Origin of the sequence: Rugamonas rivuli, assembly GCF_009380165.1 — a bacterium.
Taxonomy (GTDB): domain Bacteria; phylum Pseudomonadota; class Gammaproteobacteria; order Burkholderiales; family Burkholderiaceae_D; genus Rugamonas; species Rugamonas rivuli.
This window is the reverse complement of the sequence record NZ_WHUF01000003.1, coordinates 676,759-699,290: the sequence shown is the minus strand read 5'-3', so window position 1 is coordinate 699,290 and position 22,532 is coordinate 676,759. Positions and strand designations below refer to the sequence as shown.

The following is a 22,532-nucleotide window of genomic DNA, read 5'->3' as shown; positions in this document are numbered from 1 at the left end:
AGCCCGCTAGACCACCGAACCGAGCTTGAAGATAGGCAGGTACATCGCCACCACCAGGCCGCCGATCAGCACGCCCAGGATGACCATGATGGCCGGTTCCATCAGGCTCGACAGCGAGGCGACGGCTTCGTCCACTTCTTCCTCGTAGAAGTCGGCCACCTTGCCCAGCATGGCGTCCAGCGAGCCGGATTCTTCGCCGATGGCGACCATCTGCGTCACCATGTTCGGGAACACGTCGGCGCTCTGCATCGCCACCGTCAGGCTGGTGCCGGTGCTGACCTCGTTCTGGATCTTGCGGGTGGCGTCCAGGTAGACCGCGTTGCCGGCCGCGCCGCCCACCGAGTCGAGCGATTCCACCAGCGGCACGCCGGCGGCGAACATGGTGGCCAGCGTGCGGGTCCAGCGGGCGATGGTGGCTTTGCGGATGACGTCGCCGAACACCGGCAGGCGCAGCAGCAGGCGGTCCATGAAGCGCTGCATTTGCAGCGAACGCTGCCACGCTCGGAAGAAGAAGTAGATGGCGCCGAAGATGCCGCCGAAAATCAGATACCACCAGGCCACGAAGAATTCCGACAGCGCCATCACGAACAGCGTCGGCGCCGGCAGGTTGGCGCCGAAGCTCTTGAACACTTCCTTGAACGCCGGCACCACCCAGATCATGATCACCGCCGTGACGATGAAGGCTACCGCCAGGATGGACACCGGATACATCAGCGCCGACTTGATCTTGGCCTTCATGGCCAGCGTCTTTTCCTTGTAGATCGCCAGCCGCGTCAGCAGGTCTTCCAGGATACCGGCCTGTTCGCCCGCGCCCACCAGGTTGCAGAACAGCGGATCGAAGTACAGCGGGAACTTGCGGAACGCCTGGTTCAGGCTGGTGCCGGTCTCGATATCGGCGCGCAAGTCCATCACCAGCTTGGATACCGAGGGATTGGAGTGGCCCTTGCCGACGATGTCGAACGATTGCAGCAGCGGCACGCCGGCCTTCATCATCGTCGCCAGCTGGCGCGTGAACAGCGAGATATCCTTGTCGGTGATCTTCTTGCCGCTGCGGTAGGCTTTTTTCTTAACCTTCGTCACCATGATGCCCTGGCGGCGCAGGGTCACGTTGACCACGGCCTCGCCGCCGGCGCGCAGCTCGCCGCGCACCGTCTTGCCGCTCTTGTCCTTGCCCTCCCAGGCGAAGATCGATTCCTTGACCTGGTTGCCCGCGTTGCCAGAAGTCGCCATGGGTTATGTCCTATTCGTTGGTACAGCCGAGCACTTCTTCCAGGCTGGTCAGGCCGTTCCTGACCTTCACCAGGCCGGACTGGCGCAGCGACTTCACGCCTTCCTCTTCCGATTTGGCGGCGATCTCCATCGAGTTGCCGTGCGCCAGAATGATGCTCTCAATGGCGGGGCTGATCGGCATGATCTGGTAGATGCCGACCCGGCCCTTGTAGCCGCCGCCGTTGCAGCGCTCGCAGCCGACCGGGCCGTAGGGCTTCCAGCTGCCGTCCAGCTCATGCGCCTTGAAGCCGGCCTTGAGCAGCAGCTCGTTGGAGATCTCCACCGGCTGCTTGCAGGTGCACAGCCGCCGCGCCAGGCGCTGCGCGGTAATCAGGATCACCGACGAGGCGATGTTGAACGGCGCCACGCCCATGTTCATCAAGCGCGTCAGCGTCGACGGCGCGTCGTTGGTGTGCAGCGTGGAGAACACCATGTGCCCGGTCTGCGCCGCCTTGATGGCGATGTCGGCCGTTTCCAGGTCGCGGATCTCGCCGACCATGATGATGTCCGGATCCTGGCGCAGGAAGGACTTCAGCGCCACCGGGAAGGTCAGGCCGGCGCGGTCGTTGACGTTGACCTGGTTCACGCCGGGCAGGTTGATCTCGGCCGGGTCTTCGGCGGTGGAAATGTTGATGCCCGGCTTGTTGATGACGTTCAGGCAGGTGTACAGCGACACCGTCTTGCCCGAGCCGGTCGGCCCCGTCACCAGCACCATGCCGTAGGGGCGCTGGATGGCGTCGAGCAGCAGCTCCTTCTGGTCCGGGTCGTAGCCGAGCGCGTCGATGCCCATCTGCGCCTGGGTGGCGTCGAGGATACGCATCACGGTTTTCTCGCCGAACAAGGTCGGCAGCGTGGAGATGCGCAGGTCGATGGTCTTGGTCGGCGACACGATCAGGCGCATGCGGCCATCCTGCGGGATGCGCTTTTCCGAGATGTCCAGCTTGGCCAGCACCTTGATGCGCGACACCAGTTTTTCCTTGATCGAGATCGGCGGCTGGGCATGCTCCATCAGCACGCCGTCGACGCGGAAGCGCACGCGGTAGAATTTTTCGAACGGTTCGAAGTGCAAGTCCGAGGCGCCCATGTTGACGGCGTCCATCAGCATCTTGTTCAGGAAGCGCACCACCGGGGCGTCCTCGACATCGTTGGCGCCGGGATCGGCGGCGGCGTCGGCGGCCGGGGCTTCTTCCTCGGCGAACTGGATGTCCGATTCGTCGCCGCCGAGGTCGTTGATGGCCTGCTCGCTGTCCTTGTTGAGCCGCGCCAGCAGTTGCAGCAGCGCGTCATGGGCGACGATGACCGGTTCGACCGTGGATTCGGTCTGGAACTTGATCTGGTCCAGCGCCTGGGTATTGGTCGGGTCGGATATCGCCACCGACATCTTGTTGCCGCGCTTGGCCAGCGCGATCACGCGCTGCGCCTGCATCAGCTTGTTGTCGATGATCTTGGCCGGCAGCGCATCGATGTTGAGCGCCTGCACATCCATCATCGGATAGGCGAAGGTTTCGGAGCAGAACATGGCAAGCGCGCGGGCGTCGATGGCGCCGCTGGCCAGCAGCACATCGATGAAGGCGTGCTTGTCGGTGACGGCTTTTTTTTGCAGCATGTCGGCCTGGGCCGCGGAGAGGCGGCCGGCTTGCATCAATGCCCTCGCCAGCCCCGGCATCGGGGCGCCTGGCGCGGCGTTCGGTAGGACTGCTGCCATAGATGCGTCTGCTGGATGGAGGGGGCTGGATCACGGAATGATGCTCTCAGGCATCATATTTGTAAAGCCGTTTGTCCTCCCACGGAAACGATTGTACTCCCCACTGTTGCGTTTGCCGCAGCAGTGCGCGGTTTAGTGGACGCGCTTTCCGGAGGGGCGTATCAATTTGACGACTTTGATCGCCTGGTCGTGCACCTGGACCACTTCGATGATGCAGTTGGCAACTTTGATGCTGATCGGCGCGTCTGGTATTTCCTGCAACAGCTCCAGCATCAGGCCGTTCAGCGTCTTGGGGCCGTCCAGCGGGAAGGCCAGGCCGAGGCGCTTGTTGATGTCGCGCAGCGCGGTCGAGCCTTCCAGCAGGCACTCGCCCTGTTCGGACCAGCCGAAGCTGTCGGCGCGGGCCGCGCCGGGCATCGATGTCGTAAATTCACCGATCATTTCCTCGATGATATCGTCCAGCGTGACCAGGCCCTGCACCTCGCCGTATTCGTCGACGATGATGCCCAGGCGTTCCTTGTTCTCCTGGAAGTACTGGAGCTGGGTGAAGACGCCGGTGTCCTGCGGGATGAAGTAGGGCGTGGTCAGCAGTTCGCGGAAGTGTTCGACGGTCAGTTCGTCTTCCTGGTTCAGCAGCGCCACGGCCTTGCGCACGTGCAGGATGCCGATGATGCGGTTGATCTCGCCTTCGTAGACGGGCAGCTTGTTGTGGTAGCAGGTGGTCAGCTCGCGCTTGATTTCCTCGACCGTCAGTTCCAGGTTCAGCGCCTCGATCTGCGAGCGCGGCGTCATGATGTCCTCGACCGAGATGGTTTCCAGGTCGAACAGGTTGAGCAGGATGCTTTTGTGTTTTTGCGGGATGAAGTTGCCGCCTTCGAGCACGATGGAGCGCAGCTCTTCCGGCGACAGGCGGGCATCGTGCGCGTGGGCGCCGGCCTTGATGCGGAACAGCTTGAGCACCAGCGTGACGAACAGGTTGACGAACCAGATCACCGGCTTGGCCAGCGCCATCAGCGGTTTCAGCACCATGCTGGTGGGCAGGGCGATTTTTTCCGGGAAGGTGGCGCCGATGACCTTGGGCGAGATCTCGGCGAACACGATCAGCAGGAAGGCGACCACGCCGGTGGAGATGGTGATGACGTTGTCGTCATGGCCGAAGGACTGGATGGCGATGGCCGTCACCAGCGCGGTGGCCATGGCGTTGATCAGGGTATTGGCGATGAGGACCAGCGACAGCAGCTTATCGGTGCGGTCGAGCAGCCACAGGGTGGTGATGGCGCGGCGGCTGCCACGCTTGGCCATATGGCGCAGGCGATAGCGATTGGCCGCCATCAGCGCGGTTTCGGCCATGGCGAAGAAGGCCGAGCACAGTATCAGGAGAGCGAGCGCAAGAAGTTGCGCCCAAAACGGCACGGTATCCAAGAGTCACCGTAAAGAATCTTGCATGGGAAACTGGTCGGCCTGATCACTGCACCGGCCCAGACGGCATGGCCCAAAACGCAGCCACAGAGCTTCGAATTCTAAGGCAAGCCCGCCGCCGATGCAAGTTTGCCTATTTTAACTGGGGGTCAAGTCTGACATTCGGACACGAGCCCGGCCGTAGGGCTAGCCTAGTGCTGAGTTCGTGTCCGAATGTCAGACTTGACCCCAGGGTTTTTGCAGCATGACGGCCAATGCGGCGGTGGGGGCGCCGTTTTCCTGGCGGGCGGTTAGGGGTTCGGCGGCCTTCACCCGGAAACCCGTGGCGGCGGCCAGGCGTTCTATGTATTGCTGTGTGTGGGCGTAGCGGTTCGATGGGCGCAGGGTGTAGTCGGCGCCTTCGCCAGCTTCCACCGAGAAGCAGAAGTGGCCGCCGTCGCGCAGCGCGCGGTGCACGGCCGCGAAGACCGGCGCCAGGTCGCCGATGTAGACGAAGACGTCGGCTGCTACCGCCAGGTCGCAGTCGCCATCGTGGCTGGACAGGTAGGAGACCAGGTCGGCGCAGGCCAGCGTGTCGTACAGGCCGCGTTCGGCCGCCTTGTCCAGCATCTGCTGCGACAGGTCGATGCCCGCCAGGCTGCGTGAGTATGCCCGCAGATACGGGCCGCACAGGCCCGTGCCGCAGCCAAGGTCCAGTGTGTCCAGGCTATTTTCCAGCGTATCGGCGGCTATCGTGCGGCGTATCAGCCCATCCAGATAGGACGGCGTCTGGTAGTCCAGCACTTCCACCAGATGCTGGTCGAAGTGATTCGCGTACTGGTCGAACAGCGAGCGCACGTATTCCTGCGGTAGCACGGCAGGCGTCTCGCCCGCGCCCACCGAGGCTAGCGCGAAGGCGATGGTTTCGGGATTGTCGCCATGCGCCAGCGCGGCGCGATAGGCGGCGACGGCTTCCTCGTTGCGCTGCATCGAGCGCAGCGTGTTGCCGCGTGCGTAGTGAGCCAGCGCGTAGTCCGGCTTGAGTGCCAGCGCCTGGTCATAACTGTCCAGCGCCGCATCGAAGATGCCCAGCCGCTGCAAGACCGCGCCCTGGCCGTTGTAAGCCTCGGCCCATTGCGGCCGGAGATGGATGGCTCGGTCGAAGCTCTCAATCGCCTCCGGCAGGATGCGCAGGCAGTACAGCGCGTTGCCGCGCGCGAACCAGGCGTCGGCGTAGCGGTCCTTGATACGCAGGGCGTCTTCGGCCGCGCTCAACGCGTCCAGGTAGCGCCCCTGATCTTGCAGCACGATGGCACGGTTGCAGTGGGCTTCGGCATAGGAGGGTTGGATAGCCAGCGCGCGCTGATAACTGAGCAGCGCTTCGTCGAGCCGCCCAAGCCGGAGCAGCGCGTTGCCGCGATTGCTCCAGGCCATGGCGTAGTTTTCCTGCAAAGCGATGGCGCGTTCATGGCTGGCCAGTGCCTCGTCGGCGCGGCCGGCGTCGAGCAGCGCCACACCCAGATTGCAGTGCGCCTTGGCTTGCGCGCCATCGACTTCGATGGCCTGCGAGATCAGCGCGATGGCCGTCTGTGCGTCGCCTTGCTGGCGCGCGATCACGCCCAGCAGATGCAGTGCATCGAACTGGCGCGGTTCAAGTTCCAACACCTGGCGGTACAGGGCTTGTGCAGGCTGAAGCCGTCCCTGCTGGTGCAGTTCGACGGCTTGTTGCAGAAAGGACGCGGTCAGCGCTGAAGTGGATTCATTCATGGTGCGCGCATCTTAGCCGATGCGGCACCCGAACGGCTGAAAATCAGCTGCCGCGATAGGTCGAATACGCCCACGGCGAGACGACCAGCGGCACGTGGTAGTTCTGGTCCGCGCTGGCGATGCCGAAAGCCAGCGTCACCTCGTCGATGAAGCGCGGCTCAGGCAAGTCCACGCCCTGCGCCGCGAAGTAGGCGCCGGCGCCGAACACCAGCTCGTACTTGCCCGGCTTCATGGTGTCGCCTTCAAGCAGCGGCACGGCGCAGCGGCCGTCGGCGTTGGTGACGTCGGTTTTCAGCAACTCGCGGCCCTGCGCCGTGACGGCGTACAAAGCCACCTTGACGCCGACGCCAGGTTTGCCGACAGTGATATCGAGAACGTGTGTACTAAGCTTGCCCATGGTAAGTCCTATATCGGTAGGTAATAAGTATCTATTGGACAAATCATATACCGATGCCGTTCTACGCATATATGATTGCAGATATATTCCTCATAGACTAGCCAGCGCCATGACCAACTACGACAACTACCCGCGCGACCTGATCGGCTACGGCCCGAAGCCGCCTCACGCCCAGTGGCCCAACCGTGCCCGCGTGGCCCTGCAATTCGTCCTGAACTACGAAGAGGGCGGCGAAAACAATGTGCTGCACGGCGATGCCGGCTCCGAGACTTTCCTGTCCGAGATCATCGGCGCCGCCTCCTTCAGCAACCGCCACATGAGCATGGAATCGATCTACGAGTACGGCTCGCGCGCCGGCCTGTGGCGATTGCTGCGCATGTTCGAGGAACGCAAGCTGCCGTTGACGGTCTTCGGCGTAGCGATGGCGCTCAAGCGCCACCCGGAGGCGGTTGCCGCCTTCCAGGAACTCGGCCACGAAATCGCCTGCCACGGCCTGCGCTGGATCACCTACCAGAACATGGACGAAGCCACCGAGCGTGCCCACATGAAGGAAGCGGTGCAGATCATCCGCGAGCTGACCGGCAGCGCGCCGCAGGGCTGGTACACCGGCCGCGATTCGCCGCAGACCAAGCGCCTGGTGGTGGAACACGGCGGCTTCCGCTACGACGCCGATAACTACAGCGACGACCTGCCGTTCTGGCAAAAGGTCGATTACACGGACGCCGGCGGCAATGCAGCCACCGCGCCGCAACTGATCGTGCCGTACACGCTGGACACCAACGATATGCGCTTCGCCGCCGCGCAAGGCTTCAACTCGGGCACGCAGTTCTTCGACTACCTGAAGGACGCCTTCGACGTGTTGTACGCCGAGGGCGACCCGGCCGGCTTGAACCAGCCGAAGATGCTGTCGATCGGTCTGCACTGCCGCATCGTCGGCCGCCCGGCGCGCGCCGCGGCGCTGGCGCGCTTCCTCGATTACGTGCAAAAGCACGATAATGTGTGGATCACCCGCCGCATCGATATCGCCGAGCACTGGCGCAAAACCCATCCATACGCAGGCTGAGGTCACGATGTCCGAACCGATACGCTTTTACTACCGTGGCGCAGTACAGGAAATCTCCGGCGCCGCACCTACGCGCACCGTGCTCCAGCACCTGCGCGAGGATCTGCATTGCACCGGCACCAAGGAAGGCTGCGCCGAAGGCGATTGCGGCGCCTGCACCGTGGTGGTCGGCAGCCTGAACGCCGCCGGCCAGTTGGAGATGAAGGCCGTGAACTCCTGCATCCAGTTCGCGCCCACGCTGGACGGCAAAGCCTTGTTCACCGTGGAAGACCTGCAGCAGCCCGACGGCACGCTGCACCCGGTGCAGCAGGCGATGGTGGAATGCCACGGCTCGCAATGCGGCTTCTGTACGCCGGGCTTTGTCATGTCGCTGTGGGGCATGTACCTCGACAAGGACGGCCAGCCCGCACAGCGCAAGGAGATAGACGATTGCCTGTCCGGTAATCTGTGCCGCTGCACCGGATACCGTCCCATCATCGACGCCGCGCACCGCATGACCGAACTGCCGAAGGCCGGCTTCGACCGCGCCGCGCTGGCCGCGCAGCTGCGCGCATTGCAGCGCGATGCCGGCAGCAGCTACACCGCGCACGGCCAAAGCTTCCATGCGCCGCGCACATTGGACGAGCTGGTGGCGCTGCGCGCCGCGCATCCGAAAGCCACGCTGCTGTCGGGTTCCACCGACGTCGGCCTGTGGGTGACGAAGCAGATGCGCGATCTGGGCGACATCATTTATCTCGGCCACGTGAGCGCGCTGCAAACCGTCGTTGAAGCGGACGGCATGCTGCACATCGGCGCGGGCGTTACGCTCAACGATGCGTACGAAGCCTTGTGCCGCCTGTATCCGTCGCAATTGAGCGAGATGTGGCAGCGCTTCGCGTCGCTGCCGATCCGTAACGCCGGCACGCTGGGCGGCAACGTCGCCAACGGTTCGCCGATCGGCGATTCGATGCCGTGGATGATCGCCGTCGGCAGCGAAGTGGTGCTGCGCGGCCCGGCCGGCGAGCGCGTGATGCCGCTGGAAGCGTTCTATCTCGATTATCAGAAAAAGGATATGCGGCCCGACGAATTCGTGGCCGCCGTGCGCGTGCCGCTGCCGCGCGAGGGCGTGCAGTTCCGCACCTACAAGCTGGCCAAGCGCTTCGACCAGGATATCTCGGCCGTCTGCGCGGCCTTCGCGTTCAAGCTCGATGGCGATCTGGTCGTCGATGCTCGCATCGCTTTCGGCGGCATGGCCGCCACGCCGCGCCGTGCACCGCGAGCGGAAGCCGCGTTGAACGGCCTGCGCTGGAACGAAGCCAATCTGCGTGTGGCGATGGACATGCTGGCGCAGGATTTCGCGCCGCTGTCGGACATGCGCGCCTCCAGCACCTACCGCATGCAAACGGCGCAGAATCTGCTGCGCCGCTTTTGGTTCGAAACCCGCGCCGACGCGCCGCTGGCGGCCGATGCCGTCAACGCCTTCGCCTGCCGCGCTTGAAAGGAGCCATCATGAATCAACCAGTCGCTCCCTCGCTGCTTGCTGCGCAGGCGTGGAAGGCGGTCGGCGTCGCCCGTCCGCACGAATCGGCCGAGCTGCACGTGCTCGGACAAGCCACCTACACCGACGATATCCCGGAACTGCAAGGCACGCTGCACGCGGCGCTGGGCCTGTCGTCCAAGGCGCATGCGCGCATCAATGCAATGGACTTGACGCCGGTACGCAATTCGCCCGGCGTGATGGCGGTCTACACCGCCGAAGATATTGTCGGCACCAACGATTGCGGCCCGATCATCCATGACGATCCTATCCTGAGCGCGGGCGAGGTGATGTATGTCGGCCAGCCGATCTTCATCGTCGTCGCGGATACGCACGACAATGCCCGCCGCGCCGCTCGCCGCGCAGTGATCGCCTACGACGAACTGCCGGCCATCTTCACGCCGCAGGAAGCCAAGGCGGCGCAGTCGTATGTGCTGCCGCCGATGCACCTCAAGCGCGGCGATTATCAGGCAGCGTTCGAAAGCGCGCCCAATGTGGTCAAGGGCCAGCTGTTCGTCGGCGGCCAGGAGCAGTTCTACCTGGAAGGCCAGATCGCCTACGCGATCCCGAAGGAAGATAACGGCATGCTGGTGCAATGCTCGACCCAGCATCCAAGCGAGATGCAGCACGTGGTCGCCCATGCGCTGGGCGTGCATGCGCACAAGGTGCTGGTCGAGTGCCGCCGCATGGGCGGTGGTTTCGGCGGCAAGGAATCGCAGTCGGCCCTGTGGGCGGCGTCGGCCAGCATCGCTGCGGCCAAGTTGCGCCGTCCGGTCAAGCTGCGCGCCGACCGCGATGACGACATGCTCGTCACCGGCAAGCGTCACTGCTTCTTCTACGAGTACGAAGTCGGCTACGACGACAGCGGAAAAATCGTCGCCGCCAAGGTGGACATGACCTTGCGCGCCGGCTTCTCGGCCGACTTGTCCGGCCCCGTGGCGACGCGCGCGGTCTGCCACTTCGACAATGCCTACTACCTGTCGGACGTGGACATTCGCGCCGGCTGCGGCAAAACCAACACGCAATCGAATACTGCCTTCCGTGGCTTCGGCGGCCCGCAGGGCGCGATTGCGATCGAGTACATCATCGACGAAATCGCCCGCAACCTGGGCCGCGACGCGCTCGATATCCGACGTCTGAATTTCTACGGCAAGACGGAGCGCAATGTCACGCCCTACGGCCAGGAGATCGTCGACAACGTGATCGAGGCGCTGACGGCGGAGCTGGAGCAGTCCAGCGAATACCGCACGCGCCGCGCCGCCGTCGAAGCCTACAACGCCACCAGTCCCGTGCTGAAGAAAGGGTTGGCGCTGACGCCGCTGAAGTTCGGCATCGCCTTCAACGTCACGCACCTGAACCAGGCGGGCGCGCTGGTGCATGTGTATGTGGACGGTTCGGTGCTGGTCAATCACGGCGGCACGGAGATGGGGCAGGGCATCAACACCAAGGTGATGCAGGTGGTGGCGCATGAACTGGGCCTGGACCTGGATCACGTGCGCGCCACCGCCACCGACACCAGCAAGGTCGCCAACACGTCTGCGACGGCAGCTTCCACCGGCGCGGACCTGAACGGCAAGGCGGCGCAGGATGCCGCGCGCCAGATCCGCGAACGCCTGACCGCCTTCGCCATCAAGCTGTATGGCGAGGAGGATGGCGTACCGGTGCAGTTCTTCGACAACGCCGTGCACGTGAATGGCCATGTGGTGCCGTTCCCTGAACTGGTGCAGAAGGCTTATCTGGCGCGGGTGCAGCTGTGGTCCGACGGCTTCTATGCCACGCCTGGACTGCACTGGGATCCGAAGACGATGAACGGTCATCCGTTCTCCTACTACGCTTATGGCGCCGCCGTGTCCGAAGTGGTGGTCGATACGCTGACCGGCGAATGGAAGCTGCTGCGCGCCGACGCTTTGTACGACGCGGGCCGTTCGCTCAATCCCGCCATCGATCTGGGGCAGGTGGAAGGCGCGTTCATACAGGGCATGGGCTGGCTGACCACCGAGCAGTTGTGGTGGAACCCGGCCGGCAAGCTGATGACGCATGCGCCGTCGACGTACAAGATTCCCGGCGTGTCCGACTGCCCTGAGGACTTCCGCGTGCGGCTGTTCGACAACGGCAACGTCGAGGACAGCATCCACCGCTCCAAGGCCGTCGGCGAGCCGCCGCTGCTGCTGCCGTTCTCGGTGTTCTTTGCGATACGCGATGCGATTTCCAGCGTCGGCGGACATCGCGTGAATCCACCGCTGAATGCTCCTGCCACCAGCGAGGAAATCCTGCGCGCCGTGGCCGTCGTGGAAATGGCGGCTTGAGGATATCGACATGAACGAGTGGCTGACAACCGTGATGGCGGAACCGGCGGTGCTGGTGACGGTGGCTATCGTCGAGGGCTCCGGTCCTCGCGAGCCCGGCGCGCGCATGTTGGTCACGGCTGGCGGCCAGGTCGATACCATCGGCGGCGGTCATCTGGAGATGTGTGCGGTCGATGTCGGCCGCAGCATGTTGAAAAGCGCGGCCAGGACGGACGAGGGCGTGCCTGCGCGGCTGGAGCGTTACGCGCTCGGGCCGACGCTGGGCCAGTGCTGCGGCGGCGTGGTGCACCTCGCTTTCGAATTGATCGACGCATCCCTGGCCGACGTCATGGCCAGCCTGCGCAAGCGCTGGCGTGAAGACAGCTGGCGTCTCAGCGCCATCGATGGCACACCCGTGTCGCTGCTGCTCGACGCCGATGGCGCCGTGGTCGCGGGCGATGCTGCCACCTCCGGCGATGCTGCGGCATTCGGCCCCGCGTTCCCCGTCATCGATCATCAACGCGGCACCCACATCCTGCGCGACACCGCCGGCCGCCGCTGGCTGGCCGATCCCTGCCTGGCGCCGCGTGCGCACCTGCTGCTGTTCGGCGCTGGCCATGTTGGCGCGGCCATCGTGCGCATGCTGGGCGAGCTGCCCTGCACCGTCACGTGGATCGACGAACGCGAGGACATGTTCCCTCAATCGATACCGGCCAACGTCACCGTCGAAGCCACCGACGCGCCGGAAGCCCTGGTGGCCGCGGCCCCCGCTGGCGCCAGCTATCTGGTCATGACCCACAGCCACGCGCTGGACCAGCGCTTGAGCGAAGCGATCCTGTCGCGTGCCGATGTCGGCTGGTTCGGCCTGATCGGCTCGCAGACCAAGCGCGTGCAGTTCGAACGCCGCATGGCCGCGCGCGGCCTGCCGCAAGAACGCATAGCCGCCATGGTCTGCCCGATCGGCATCGCCGGCATCACCAACAAGCTGCCCGCCGCGATAGCCGCCTCCGTCTGCGCGCAATTGCTGATGGTGTGGGAAGCGCAGCAGATCGCCGCGCTCGACGTAACCGTGCCGGTGCGCCTGGCCGCATCGCGTTAGAATCAGCATTCCTCTTCAGGACATCGTTATGCCTAACACTTTGCAAGCCTACCGCGGCAGCTTGCTGCACTTTCTCGCCGATCCGGCGTTCAGCGCAGGGCCGAACGACTCGCATGTCTGGCATGAAGACGGCCTGCTGATCGTCGCCGACGGCAAAGTGCAGGCGGCCGGCGACTACGCCACGCTGCACGCGACGCTGCCGCCCGGCACCGAGCTGCACGACTACAGCGGCAAGCTGCTGATGCCCGGCTTTATCGACACCCACGTACACTACCCGCAGACAGACATGATCGCCTCGCCGGCGGAAGGCCTGCTGCCATGGCTGGAGACCTACACCTTCCCGACCGAGCGTCAGTTCGAAGACCCAAGCCACGCGGCAGGCGTGGCCGACTTCTTCCTCGACGAGCTGCTACGCTGCGGCACCACCACCGCCATGGTCTACTGCACCGTGCATCCGCAATCGGTGGACGCCTTCTTCGCCGCCAGCGAACAGCGCGGCCTGCGCATGGTGGCGGGGAAGGTGATGATGGACCGGAACTGCCCGGACTTCCTGCGCGATACCGCCGAAACCGGCGCCCGCGATACCGAAGCGCTGATCCGGCGCTGGCACAAGCGCGGCCGCGCGCTGTACGCGATCACGCCGCGCTTCGCGCCAACGTCCACCGAGGCGCAACTGCATCTGGCCGGCGAACTGGCACGCTCCTATCCCGATACCTACATCCAGACCCACGTCTCCGAAAACGAAGCCGAGTGCGCGTGGGTGCGCGAGCTGTTCCCCAACTCGCGCAGCTACATCGACGTGTACGACAGCTACGGCATGCTGCGGCCGCGCGCGATGTACGGCCACTGCATCTGGCTCAATGAACAGGACCGCGTACGCATGGCCGAAACGCAGTCGGCCGCCGCCATCTGCCCGACCTCTAATCTGTTCCTCGGCAGCGGCCTGTTCGACTTCGAACGCGCCGACCAGGCGGGCGTGCTGCTGTCGCTGGCGACCGATGTGGGCGGCGGCACTTCGTTCTCGATGTTGCAAACGATGAATGAAGCCTATAAAGTAGCGCGACTGAAGGGCAGTTACCTGCCGGCCTTGCGGATGTTCTACCTGGCCACCCTGGGCGCCGCCCGCAGCATGCAGCTGGAAGGCACGATCGGCAATTTCGCCGTCGGCGCCGAGGCGGATTTCATCGTGCTCGATCCGCAGGCCACGCCGCTGCTGCAACGGCGCACCGCGCGCGGTGTGAGCCTGGAGGAGCTGCTGTTCGCGCTCGCGCTGCTGGGCGACGACCGTGCGGTGGCGGCGACCTATTCGGCCGGCCGCCAGGTGCACGCCCGCGTAATGACTTAATCACATTGGAAGACTCATGCAAAAAAATATCGCCAGCCTGAAGGCCGTTGCCATCGCCGCCGCCCTGTTCTGCGCCTTGCCGCACGGCGCGCAAGCGGCCAGCAACGAGGAGAGCGCCAAGCGCCAGTTCGCCGCGCTGGTTGCGGGCCCGGAGCCGAAGACGGCCGAGCTGACGATGTTCCTGACCATGATGCCCAAGGGCGGCGATCTGCACCACCACTACTCGGGCGCGATCTACGCCGAGCAGTATCTGGAGTGGGTGGACAAGGAAGGCTTTTGCGTCAACAAGAACACCTACCTGATCGATACCAACAAGGCCGACACCGCCGCCGAGCAGGCCAAGCCGCTGGCGGACCGCGTCTGCCTGTCCGGCCAGGATGTGATGAACAATAACAGCGTGCTGGCCAACCTGCTGCAGCGCTGGTCCGACAAGGACTTCTACAACCACGGCGCGCTGCAATCGCCGCCGGACCGCCAGTTCTTCGATACCTTCGGCTTCTTCGGCCCGGTGGCCTCGACCAACGCGGCCGACGGCCTGCAGCGCTTGAAGCAGCGCGCCATCCAGGAAAACCTGGGCTATATCGAGACCATCTACGAGATCGCGCCTATGGCGCAGGATGCGGACTTCGACCGCAAGGCCGCAGCCGGCGGCATCACCGACGCCGACCTGGCCAGCTACGCCGCCAAGCTGGAGACCAACGGCGCCTTCCAGGGCTGGATCAAGTCCTACCTGGACAACGTCAACACCGCCAGCGTCGGCATCGACGACGACAACTTCACTATGCGCTACCAGCCGTTCGCGCTGCGCTTCCTGACGCCGTCGCAGGTGTTTTCGCAGATGGTGTCGAGCTTCAAGCTGGCCACTTCGCATCCGAAGATCGTTGGCGTCAACATTGTCGGCCAGGAGAGCGTCAACGTCTCGATGCACGACTACGCGCTGCACATGCAGATGTTTAAATTCCTGAAAACCAGGCAGCCGGGCGTGAAACTGGCGCTGCATGCGGGCGAATTGGCGCTCGGCGTGGTGCCGCCGGAAGGCCTGACCTTCCACATCAAGGACGCCATCGACGTCGCCGGCGCCAGCCGCATCGGCCACGGCATCGACATCGCCCACGAGACCGGCTCGCTGGCGACCATGAAAAAAATGCATGACAAGCAGATTCCGGTCGAGGTGAACCTGACCAGCAACCAGTTCATCCTGGGCGTCAAGGGCGAGGCCCATCCTGTCACGCTGTACCGCAAATACGGCGTGCCCTTCGTGCTGTCCACCGACGATGCCGGCGTGTCGCGCAACAACCTGTCCGGCGAATATGTGCTGTACGCCGCCCGCTACAAGCCGGACTATGCCGAGATCAAGAAACTGTCTTACGACAGCATCCGCTATTCCTTCCTCGCGGATGCCGATAAACAACGTTTATTGAAGGCATTGGACGGCAAGTTCGCCAAATTCGAGGCAGCGATCGCCGCCGCCCCGATCGCCAAGGGCCGCTGAGTCCGCTCCGGGGCCGGCGCGGCCGGTCCCGGATGTTGCGCTGCCGCGACGAGCAAATTAGTGTTACAAATCTAATTCCCCCTTAAGCCGCTTTTCGCGCGGCTTGTCATCTTTGTCATACTCCTGCTAAAGTGTGGCAACATTGCGACATCTGCGGGCAAGCCCGCACCAGCTTTGTGCGTTTTCCGAATGAATTTATTTCAAGCGGTGAACCGTCAACTATAATGCTCCCCTTAAAGATGCGCCTCGCTTACAGAGCGAAACCTGCGCGGTTCAGCGCCCCATTTATATCGCTTTCGTATAAATCCCTAAAGTAAATCGTATTTGTCACGCATTTTTTGCTGATGCATAGTTGCTTGATATGCTTACAAACTGCCAACTTTGTCGCAGTTTTGCGGGTGTTGCATGCAGATGTCAGTCAGACAAGGTCGTGACAGTCTGATCAACTGACTTCTTGTCATGTTGATGAAATATTTACTGGTTACAATTTTGTGATGTCATGGGCACTTTGTGTCAAGAATGTGACCGAAGGCCACAAGCCCGTCCGGTTCAGGCATCGAAGAACACAATAAATTTTTTTACATAAACTGGGAGTTCCCTTAATGCAATCCGCCGTTAAACACAATCCGAAGCTGCGTCTGAGCCTGGTCGCTCTGGCCTGCCAGATGGTCTGCATGGGCGCCGCGTTCGCACAGTCCGACGCCGCTCCGGCCGCCAAGCCAGCCACCGAAACCGTGACCATTACCGGCCGCAAAGTCGGTATGGGCCTGATGGTGCAGGAAGACGTGCCAAAAGCACGTTCGACCGTTACCGCCGAGGAACTGGCGAAACAGCGTCCTACCGGCAACGCCTACGACGCTCTGGCCCTGCTGCCAGCAGTGAACACCTACAGCTACGATTCGACCGGCCTGTTCGGCGGCGGTCTGACCCTGCGCGGCTTCAACAGCGACCAGATCGGTGCGACCATTAACGGCGTTCCAGTGAACGACTCGGGTAACTTCGCTGTATTCCCACAAGAATACGTCGACCAGGAAAACACCTGCACCACCTTCGTGACCCAGGGTTCGACCGACGTCGACTCCCCACAAGTTGGCGCCACCGGCGGTAACTTCGGCATCACCACCTGCGAACCGGAAGACAAGCAGCGCTTCCGCGTGGCCCAGACGCTGGGTGAGCTGAGCATGTTCAAAACCTACCTGCGCTACGACACCGGCCGCTTCTGGAACAACAAGGCCAAGGTCTTCGTTTCGGTTTCGCAAGCCAAGTCGGACAAGTGGAAGGGTGCAGGCGAAGCCAATCGCAAGCACATGGACATCGGCTTCAACTACGATTGGGACCGCTTCAACTACATCCACGGTACCGTGCTGTATAACCGCGCCGTCAACAACAACTTCAGCACCTTCAACCTGGCTGACCTGGCGAAGAACGGTTATTACTACGACTACACCACTTCCTTCATCGGCCACGCACCAGCGAGCCCAGGCAAGGCAGTGAGCGATCCGGCACAGAACAACGCCGACTCCTTCTACAAGCTGGCACTGAACCCGTTCGAAAACGTGATCGCTTCGGCGACCGCCAAGTTCCGCATCGGCGAAAACACCGACATCAAGTTCCTGCCTTACTTCTGGTACGGCTACGGCACCGGCGGCGTGCAGCAGAAACTGCAACAGGAAAATGCATTCCTGAACCCGGCCACCGGCAAATTCGTCGGCGTCGACCTGAACGGCGACGGCGACACCCTGGACAAAGTCTGGGTCTACAGCGGTTCGATCACCCGTACCCAGCGTCCAGGCGCTTCGGTATCCGTGACCCACAACTGGAACAACCACCAGATCCTGGCGGGCTTCTGGTATGAGCGCGCTACCCACAAGCAAACCGGCCCGATGGAAAAAATCGGCGCCAATGGCGAGCCTAGCGATGTCTGGCTGCGCGACAACCTGGTGACCCGTCCTGACGGTTCGCTGTACGAATCGCGCGACTGGAAGAGCATCTCGACCGCCTTCCAGGGCTTCGTGCAAGACACCGCCACCTTCATCGACGACAAGTTGACCGTCAACGTAGGCCTGCGTACTCCGCACGTCAAACGCGACTTCACCAACTACGCCAACGAAGGCAACAGCCAGACCGCGCCGAACTCGGGCATCACCTACAACTACCAGAAGACCTACTCGACTCTGCTGCCACAGTTGGGTCTGCGTTATCGCATCACCAACGACGACCAGCTGTTCGCCAGCCTGGCCAAGAACATGAAGGCGCCACCTAACTTCGTGTACTCGACCACCAACGGCAACCTGTCGCTGATCAACAACCTGCCGACCCTGCTGGGCGACGTGCGTCAAGAAACCTCGATGAACCTGGACATGGGCTACCGTCACCAGACGACCGCCATCACCACCCAGGCCACCATCTTCTTCAGCGACTTCAAGGATCGCCAGGCAACCGCCTTCGACCCGAACTCGCAAACCTCCACGCTGACCAACGTCGGCAAGGTGAAGAACAAGGGCTTCGAAGTTGAAGCGGGTAACACCCCGGTCAACGGCTGGTCGTTCTACGCTTCGCTGGGTTACAGCAGCAGCGAGATCCAGGAAAACCTGCAAGCCGGTAAAGGCATCTACCTGCCAACCAAGGGCAACCAGTTCCCACTGACCCCGAAATGGAAGGGCGGCCTGTCGGCTTCGTACGAGACCAACAGCTGGTACACCCGTCTGAAAGCTAAAGTCACCAGCAACCAGCAGGCGACCCTGGCCAACGACGAACTGGTTCCTGGCTACACCACCGTCGACTTCGACGCTGGCTACCAGTTCCCAAGCGGCGAATTCTTCAAGAATCCTAAGCTGACCCTGAACGTGTCGAACCTGCTGGATCGTCAGTACCGCAACCCATCGTCGCAGTCCGTGACCAACGCCACCGCCTATCCAGGCGTCACGGCTAAGGGCGTGTTCTACTACCTGGGCGCTCCACGCTTCGTGTCGGCAACGCTGCGCGTCGACTTCTAAGTTAAGATACCGGTCTGGTGCATGCGCCAGACCTTATCTGACAGGCAGGCCTTCGGGCCTGTTGTCGTTTTCGGGCCGGGTTGTTTTCGATCCGGCCATATGCGAGCGCCGCGCGCGACGTTCGCATATGGTCGCCGCCATCAGGGCGGCTGCCGCATCCGGAGTAACGTTAGATGAACAAGCTTTCCCTGCCGGCGCGCGCGCTGCGGCCCTTGCTGGTCCTGCCTGCCTGCGCCGCGCTGGCCCTGTCTTCCTGCACCCTGTTCAAGCCGGCGCCGCAGCCGGGCGTCACCGATATCGAACTGGTGACGCTGAACGATTTCCACGGCAATATCGAAGCGAGCAAATATGTGCTCGACAGCGCCAATGGCGGCGCACCGCGCACCATCGTCGCCGGCGGCATCGACACGCTGGGCGCCGCGCTGCAAGCCTGGCGCAAGGCCGATCCCGAGCTGCTGCTGGTCGGCGCCGGTGATCTGATCGGCGCCAGCCCTGCGATCTCGTCGATGTGGGCCGACGAACCGACCATCGCCGCGATGGACTTGCTGGGACTGCGCGCCAGCTCGGTCGGCAACCATGAATTCGACGCCGGCCGGGTGGAGCTGCTGCGCCAGCAAAAGGGCGGCTGCAATTCGCCGCGCGCCGACAAGGCCTGCAAACTTGAGAATCCCTACGGCGGCGCCAAGTTCCAGTACCTGGCCGCCAACGTCATCGACATGGTGACGAAAAAGCCGCTGCTGCCGGCCTACAAGATCGAGCAGGCGCACGGCGTCAAGATCGGCTTCATCGGCGCGGTGCTGCGCGACGCCACCGAGAAGGCGCCGGCCTCCGGCATCGCCGGCCTGGACTTCGTCGACGAGGCGGACGCCATCAACCGCCAACTGCCGGAATTGCGCAAGCAGGGCGTGGGCGTGTTCGTGGTGCTGATCCACCAGGGCGGCCGCACCACCGATAAATTCGACCAGCAGGAGTGCAGTCACCTGACCGGCCCCATTGTGGACGTGGTCAAGCGCCTCGATCCGGCGATACGGCTGGTGGTCAGCGGCCATTCGCATCGCGGCTATCTGTGCCGCGTGGACGGACGGCTGGTGACGCAGTCCGACATGGGCGGCCACGTCCTGTCGCGCATCAAGCTCTCAGTCGATACCGCCAGCAATACGCTGCGCGACGTCAGCGCGCGCCAGGAGGTGATGATCCCCGGGACCTGGCCAGCCAATCCGGCGCTGGACGCCTATCTGAAAACGGTGCGCGACCGCAGCGCCAGTGCGCTGGCGCGTCCAGTGGCGGCGCTGGCCGTGCCGAGCGTACCGCGCGAGAAGCAGGACGACGGCGAGTCCGCATTGGGCGACCTGGTCACGGACGCCACGCTGGCCGCTGGCCGTCCCTACGGCGCGCAGATCGCCTTCGTCAACAACGGCTCCTTGCGGCATGACCTCGATACCGGCGCGGGCAACCGCGTCAACGTCGGCCAGTTGCTGGCGGCGCTGCCGTACACGAATTCGCTGGTGGTGATGAACCTGCGCGGCGCGCAGATCCGCGAACTGCTGGAGCAGCAATGGCACGGCGGCCGCGATATCACGCGCGGCCTGCTGCAGGTGTCGGATGGCTTCAGCTACACCTGGGATCCACGGCGCGGCGAGGGCAGCAAGGTGCTGGCCGATACGCTGATGCTGAACGGCGTGCCGATCGAGAACGGCACGGTCTACCGCGTGGTGGTCAACAACTTCCTGGCCGAGGGCGGCGACGCCTTCCCGGCCTTCACCCTGGGCGCCAACCGCGCCGAGACCAATATCCGCGATATCGATGCGCTGACCGATTATCTGACCCGGCGCGAACAGTACGGCAAGCCGGCCGGCCGCAGCGAAACACAGGGACGCATCAAGCGTCTGCAACAACCTTAGGAGTCACCATGCGTCGCGTTTTACTTTCCGTTTTGCTGCCAGCCCTGCTGGCGTCGGCCCTGCCTGCGCGCGCCGAGTTTTCCATTCCCGGTTTTGAACTGGTGCAGACCGCGCCGGTGGAAACGCCGCTGCGCAGCAGCGACCTGCGCGACCCGGCCACCGTCTGGAACGAATTGTTCGACGGCGCCAAGAGCGAGATCGTGCTGGGCCAGTTCTATGTGGTGGGCCACGAGGGCAGCGTGTTCAACACGGTGATCGAGCACCTGGCGGCGGCGGGCAAGCGCGGCGTCAAGATCCGCTTCCTGCTGGACCAGAAGGGCGTGGGCCTGTCGGACAAGGCCACCATCGAGCAGCTGAAGGCGATACCCAACCTGGAACTGCGCATCATCGATTTCAACAAGCTGACCGGCAACGGCATCCTGCACGCCAAGTACCTGGTGGTGGATGGCGCGACCGCCTACATCGGCAGCCAGAACTTCGACTGGCGCTCGTTCGAGCATATCCACGAAACCGGCTTGCGCATCACCGACGCCAAGATCGTCGGCCAGGTGCTGTCGGTGTTCAACCAGGACTGGCGCGCGCAGGCGATCACCGCACAGGGCCAGGTGGCGCCGGCGTTGAACGTCAAGGCCACCACGCCGGACATCCACCAGGGCGCCTTCCTGCTGTCCAGCCCTAACCAGTTCAACCCGGCCGGCGTCGGCGATTCCGAGGCGGGCCTGCCGGCGCTGCTGGCCGAAGCCAAGAGCGAAGTGCGGGTGCAGCTGCTGGACTACGCGCCGCTGAGCTACGGCCCGAAAGGCACGCGTCCTTACTACGCCGTGATCGACAACGCGGTGCGCGCCGCCGCCAACCGCGGCGTCAAGATCAAGCTGATGGTCTCCAACTGGAACCTGGAAGAACTGCCGCAGGTCTACCTGAAAAGCCTGGCCGTGCTGCCGAATGTGGAGATCCGCGTGGTCACGCTGCCGACCGCCGCCAGCGGCTTCATTCCGTTTGCGCGCGTCATCCACAGTAAGACCATGGTGATCGACAACCAGGTCGCGTGGGTCGGCACCAGCAACTGGAGCGGCGGCTACTTCGATTTGTCGCGCAACCTGGAAGTGGTGATGCGTAACGAGAAAATGGCGCAACGCCTGGCCGCGCTGCACGAGCAGACCTGGAGCTCGCAGTACGCGCAGCCGCTGGACATCAACAAGAAATATCCGAAACCCGCCAAAGGCAGCCCTGAATGAAGAAGCTTGTTTTAACCGTGGCGCTGAGCAGCGCCTTCGTCTCGTTCAATGCCCACGCATGGGGTAACGACGGCCACCGTGCCGTCGGCGCCATCGCCGACCAGCTGATCCAGGGCAGTAACGCAGGGCAGCGCGTAAAGGCCTTGCTGCTGCCCGGCGAGAGCCTGGAAAAAGTCTCCATCTGGGCCGACTGCGTCAAGGGCACGTATTGCGGCCCGCAGAGCGAAGAGATGGTGGCCTACGTCGCCGCCAATCCGCAGCACGCCGAATACCACTACACCGACGTGCCGTTCCAGAACGCGCACTACCACGATCATGACGCCGGCACCGCCGACGACGATATCGTGCAGACGCTCAAGCAGTGCATCGCCACGCTGCAGGGCAAGGGCGACAAGATCAGCAACCCGCACGGCTTCACGCAGCGCCAGGCCTTGCTGATCCTGACCCACCTGGCTGGCGACGTGGTGCAGCCGCTGCACGTGGGCGCGGCGTTTGTGGACAAGAACGGCGCCTTCGTGGTGCCGCAGAAGCAGGCGCAGATCGATGCGGTCAATATGTTCGATGCGCGGGGCGGCAACAACCTGCTGCTGGACGATATCAAGTTGAGCGCCAACAGCGCGCAGCTGATACCGGCCGCGCCGCCGGAGGACAAGCCTGCCGCGCCAGGCACGCCGCCGCGCGCTCCGCAGACCACGCGTCCCTTCCATTCGTATTGGGACACCACGGTGGTGAACTATGTGTTCCGCCGCGTGGGCGCTCGCTCGCCGCAGGAGTTTGCGCAGCTGGTTATTGCTGGCAAGCCGGCAGTTATCGCCAACAGCGGCGATCCAATCAGCTGGCCGTATGCCTGGGCCGACCAGTCGCTGGCCGTGGCCAAGCTGGCGCATGCCGGCGTGACGGCGGGCGCGATCGGCCAGCAGACCAGCAAGACCGGCGAAGTCTATAACGTCTGGGCGCTGACGGTGCCGGACGATTATCCGGTCCCCAGCTCGGCCGCCGCCAAGACGCAGCTGATCCAGGGCGGCTACAACCTGGCCGCCGTGCTGCAGGCTATCTGGCCTTAA

15 protein-coding genes are annotated in these 22,532 nt (G+C 63.5%); 10 read left to right on the top strand and 5 right to left on the bottom strand.

Features of this window, described 5'->3' with window-relative positions:
- Nucleotides 1-6: 6 nt before the first annotated feature.
- The 5 genes from GEV01_RS13460 to uraH form a co-directional block, all read right to left on the bottom strand.
- Entirely contained in the window at nucleotides 7-1,230 is a 1,224-nt protein-coding gene (locus tag GEV01_RS13460; RefSeq protein WP_070267232.1) for a type II secretion system F family protein, read from the bottom strand.
- Between the two features lie 10 nt (nucleotides 1,231-1,240).
- Nucleotides 1,241-2,974 carry a type IV-A pilus assembly ATPase PilB gene (pilB, locus tag GEV01_RS13455; protein WP_152805025.1) on the bottom strand — a complete coding sequence of 578 codons (1,734 nt, stop codon included), beginning with the start codon at nucleotides 2,972-2,974 and terminating at the stop codon, nucleotides 1,241-1,243.
- Nucleotides 2,975-3,106: 132 nt separating this feature from the next.
- Nucleotides 3,107-4,396 carry an HlyC/CorC family transporter gene (locus GEV01_RS13450; protein WP_043479782.1) on the bottom strand — a complete coding sequence of 430 codons (1,290 nt, stop codon included), beginning with the start codon at nucleotides 4,394-4,396 and terminating at the stop codon, nucleotides 3,107-3,109.
- A gap of 213 nt (nucleotides 4,397-4,609) precedes the next feature.
- A complete protein-coding gene (locus GEV01_RS13445; RefSeq protein ID WP_152805023.1) occupies nucleotides 4,610-6,139 on the bottom strand; it encodes a tetratricopeptide repeat protein in 1,530 nt (509 codons plus the stop codon).
- Nucleotides 6,140-6,182: 43 nt separating this feature from the next.
- Nucleotides 6,183-6,536 (bottom strand): hydroxyisourate hydrolase, encoded by a 354-nt coding sequence (uraH, locus tag GEV01_RS13440; RefSeq protein WP_152805021.1) that lies wholly within the window; start codon nucleotides 6,534-6,536, stop codon nucleotides 6,183-6,185.
- Nucleotides 6,537-6,645: 109 nt separating this feature from the next.
- Here uraH and puuE point away from each other — a divergent pair, with 109 nt between their 5' ends.
- From puuE to GEV01_RS13390, 10 genes are all read left to right on the top strand, one after another.
- Entirely contained in the window at nucleotides 6,646-7,599 is a 954-nt protein-coding gene (puuE, locus tag GEV01_RS13435; protein ID WP_152805019.1) for an allantoinase PuuE, read from the top strand.
- Between the two features lie 7 nt (nucleotides 7,600-7,606).
- The gene (xdhA, locus tag GEV01_RS13430; RefSeq protein ID WP_152805017.1) at nucleotides 7,607-9,076 is read left to right on the top strand and encodes a xanthine dehydrogenase small subunit; all 1,470 of its coding nucleotides are present in this window, start codon (nucleotides 7,607-7,609) and stop codon (nucleotides 9,074-9,076) included.
- A gap of 11 nt (nucleotides 9,077-9,087) precedes the next feature.
- Nucleotides 9,088-11,421, top strand: coding sequence for a xanthine dehydrogenase molybdopterin binding subunit (gene xdhB, locus GEV01_RS13425; RefSeq protein WP_152805015.1), 2,334 nt, complete (start codon nucleotides 9,088-9,090; stop codon nucleotides 11,419-11,421).
- 10 nt (nucleotides 11,422-11,431) lie between these two features.
- Nucleotides 11,432-12,499 carry a xanthine dehydrogenase accessory protein XdhC gene (gene xdhC, locus GEV01_RS13420; protein WP_152805013.1) on the top strand — a complete coding sequence of 356 codons (1,068 nt, stop codon included), beginning with the start codon at nucleotides 11,432-11,434 and terminating at the stop codon, nucleotides 12,497-12,499.
- A 28-nt stretch (nucleotides 12,500-12,527) separates the two neighbouring features.
- The gene (gene guaD, locus GEV01_RS13415; protein WP_152805011.1) at nucleotides 12,528-13,844 is read left to right on the top strand and encodes a guanine deaminase; all 1,317 of its coding nucleotides are present in this window, start codon (nucleotides 12,528-12,530) and stop codon (nucleotides 13,842-13,844) included.
- 16 nt (nucleotides 13,845-13,860) lie between these two features.
- On the top strand, nucleotides 13,861-15,336 hold the full coding sequence (locus tag GEV01_RS13410; RefSeq protein WP_152805009.1) for an adenosine deaminase family protein: 1,476 nt from the start codon (nucleotides 13,861-13,863) through the stop codon (nucleotides 15,334-15,336).
- Nucleotides 15,337-15,938: 602 nt separating this feature from the next.
- Nucleotides 15,939-18,332, top strand: coding sequence for a TonB-dependent receptor (locus GEV01_RS13405; protein ID WP_152805007.1), 2,394 nt, complete (start codon nucleotides 15,939-15,941; stop codon nucleotides 18,330-18,332).
- A gap of 173 nt (nucleotides 18,333-18,505) precedes the next feature.
- On the top strand, nucleotides 18,506-20,233 hold the full coding sequence (locus GEV01_RS13400; RefSeq protein ID WP_152805005.1) for a bifunctional metallophosphatase/5'-nucleotidase: 1,728 nt from the start codon (nucleotides 18,506-18,508) through the stop codon (nucleotides 20,231-20,233).
- 8 nt (nucleotides 20,234-20,241) lie between these two features.
- Nucleotides 20,242-21,468 carry a phospholipase D-like domain-containing protein gene (locus tag GEV01_RS13395; RefSeq protein ID WP_152805003.1) on the top strand — a complete coding sequence of 409 codons (1,227 nt, stop codon included), beginning with the start codon at nucleotides 20,242-20,244 and terminating at the stop codon, nucleotides 21,466-21,468.
- Nucleotides 21,465-22,532 carry a S1/P1 nuclease gene (locus GEV01_RS13390; protein WP_152805002.1) on the top strand — a complete coding sequence of 356 codons (1,068 nt, stop codon included), beginning with the start codon at nucleotides 21,465-21,467 and terminating at the stop codon, nucleotides 22,530-22,532. Before GEV01_RS13395 ends, GEV01_RS13390 begins: the two co-directional genes overlap by 4 nt.

Bases quoted from the DNA above. Each gene is read 5' to 3' on its own strand.
- GEV01_RS13460 (WP_070267232.1), bottom strand. From the start codon at position 1,230: ATGGCGACTTCTGGCAACGCGGGCAACCAGGTCAAGGAATCGATCTTC.
- pilB (WP_152805025.1), bottom strand. From the start codon at position 2,974: ATGGCAGCAGTCCTACCGAACGCCGCGCCAGGCGCCCCGATGCCGGGG.
- GEV01_RS13445 (WP_152805023.1), bottom strand. From the start codon at position 6,139: ATGAATGAATCCACTTCAGCGCTGACCGCGTCCTTTCTGCAACAAGCC.
- uraH (WP_152805021.1), bottom strand. From the start codon at position 6,536: ATGGGCAAGCTTAGTACACACGTTCTCGATATCACTGTCGGCAAACCT.
- puuE (WP_152805019.1), top strand. From the start codon at position 6,646: ATGACCAACTACGACAACTACCCGCGCGACCTGATCGGCTACGGCCCG.
- xdhA (WP_152805017.1), top strand. From the start codon at position 7,607: ATGTCCGAACCGATACGCTTTTACTACCGTGGCGCAGTACAGGAAATC.
- xdhB (WP_152805015.1), top strand. From the start codon at position 9,088: ATGAATCAACCAGTCGCTCCCTCGCTGCTTGCTGCGCAGGCGTGGAAG.
- xdhC (WP_152805013.1), top strand. From the start codon at position 11,432: ATGAACGAGTGGCTGACAACCGTGATGGCGGAACCGGCGGTGCTGGTG.
- guaD (WP_152805011.1), top strand. From the start codon at position 12,528: ATGCCTAACACTTTGCAAGCCTACCGCGGCAGCTTGCTGCACTTTCTC.
- GEV01_RS13410 (WP_152805009.1), top strand. From the start codon at position 13,861: ATGCAAAAAAATATCGCCAGCCTGAAGGCCGTTGCCATCGCCGCCGCC.
- GEV01_RS13405 (WP_152805007.1), top strand. From the start codon at position 15,939: ATGCAATCCGCCGTTAAACACAATCCGAAGCTGCGTCTGAGCCTGGTC.
- GEV01_RS13400 (WP_152805005.1), top strand. From the start codon at position 18,506: ATGAACAAGCTTTCCCTGCCGGCGCGCGCGCTGCGGCCCTTGCTGGTC.
- GEV01_RS13395 (WP_152805003.1), top strand. From the start codon at position 20,242: ATGCGTCGCGTTTTACTTTCCGTTTTGCTGCCAGCCCTGCTGGCGTCG.
- GEV01_RS13390 (WP_152805002.1), top strand. From the start codon at position 21,465: ATGAAGAAGCTTGTTTTAACCGTGGCGCTGAGCAGCGCCTTCGTCTCG.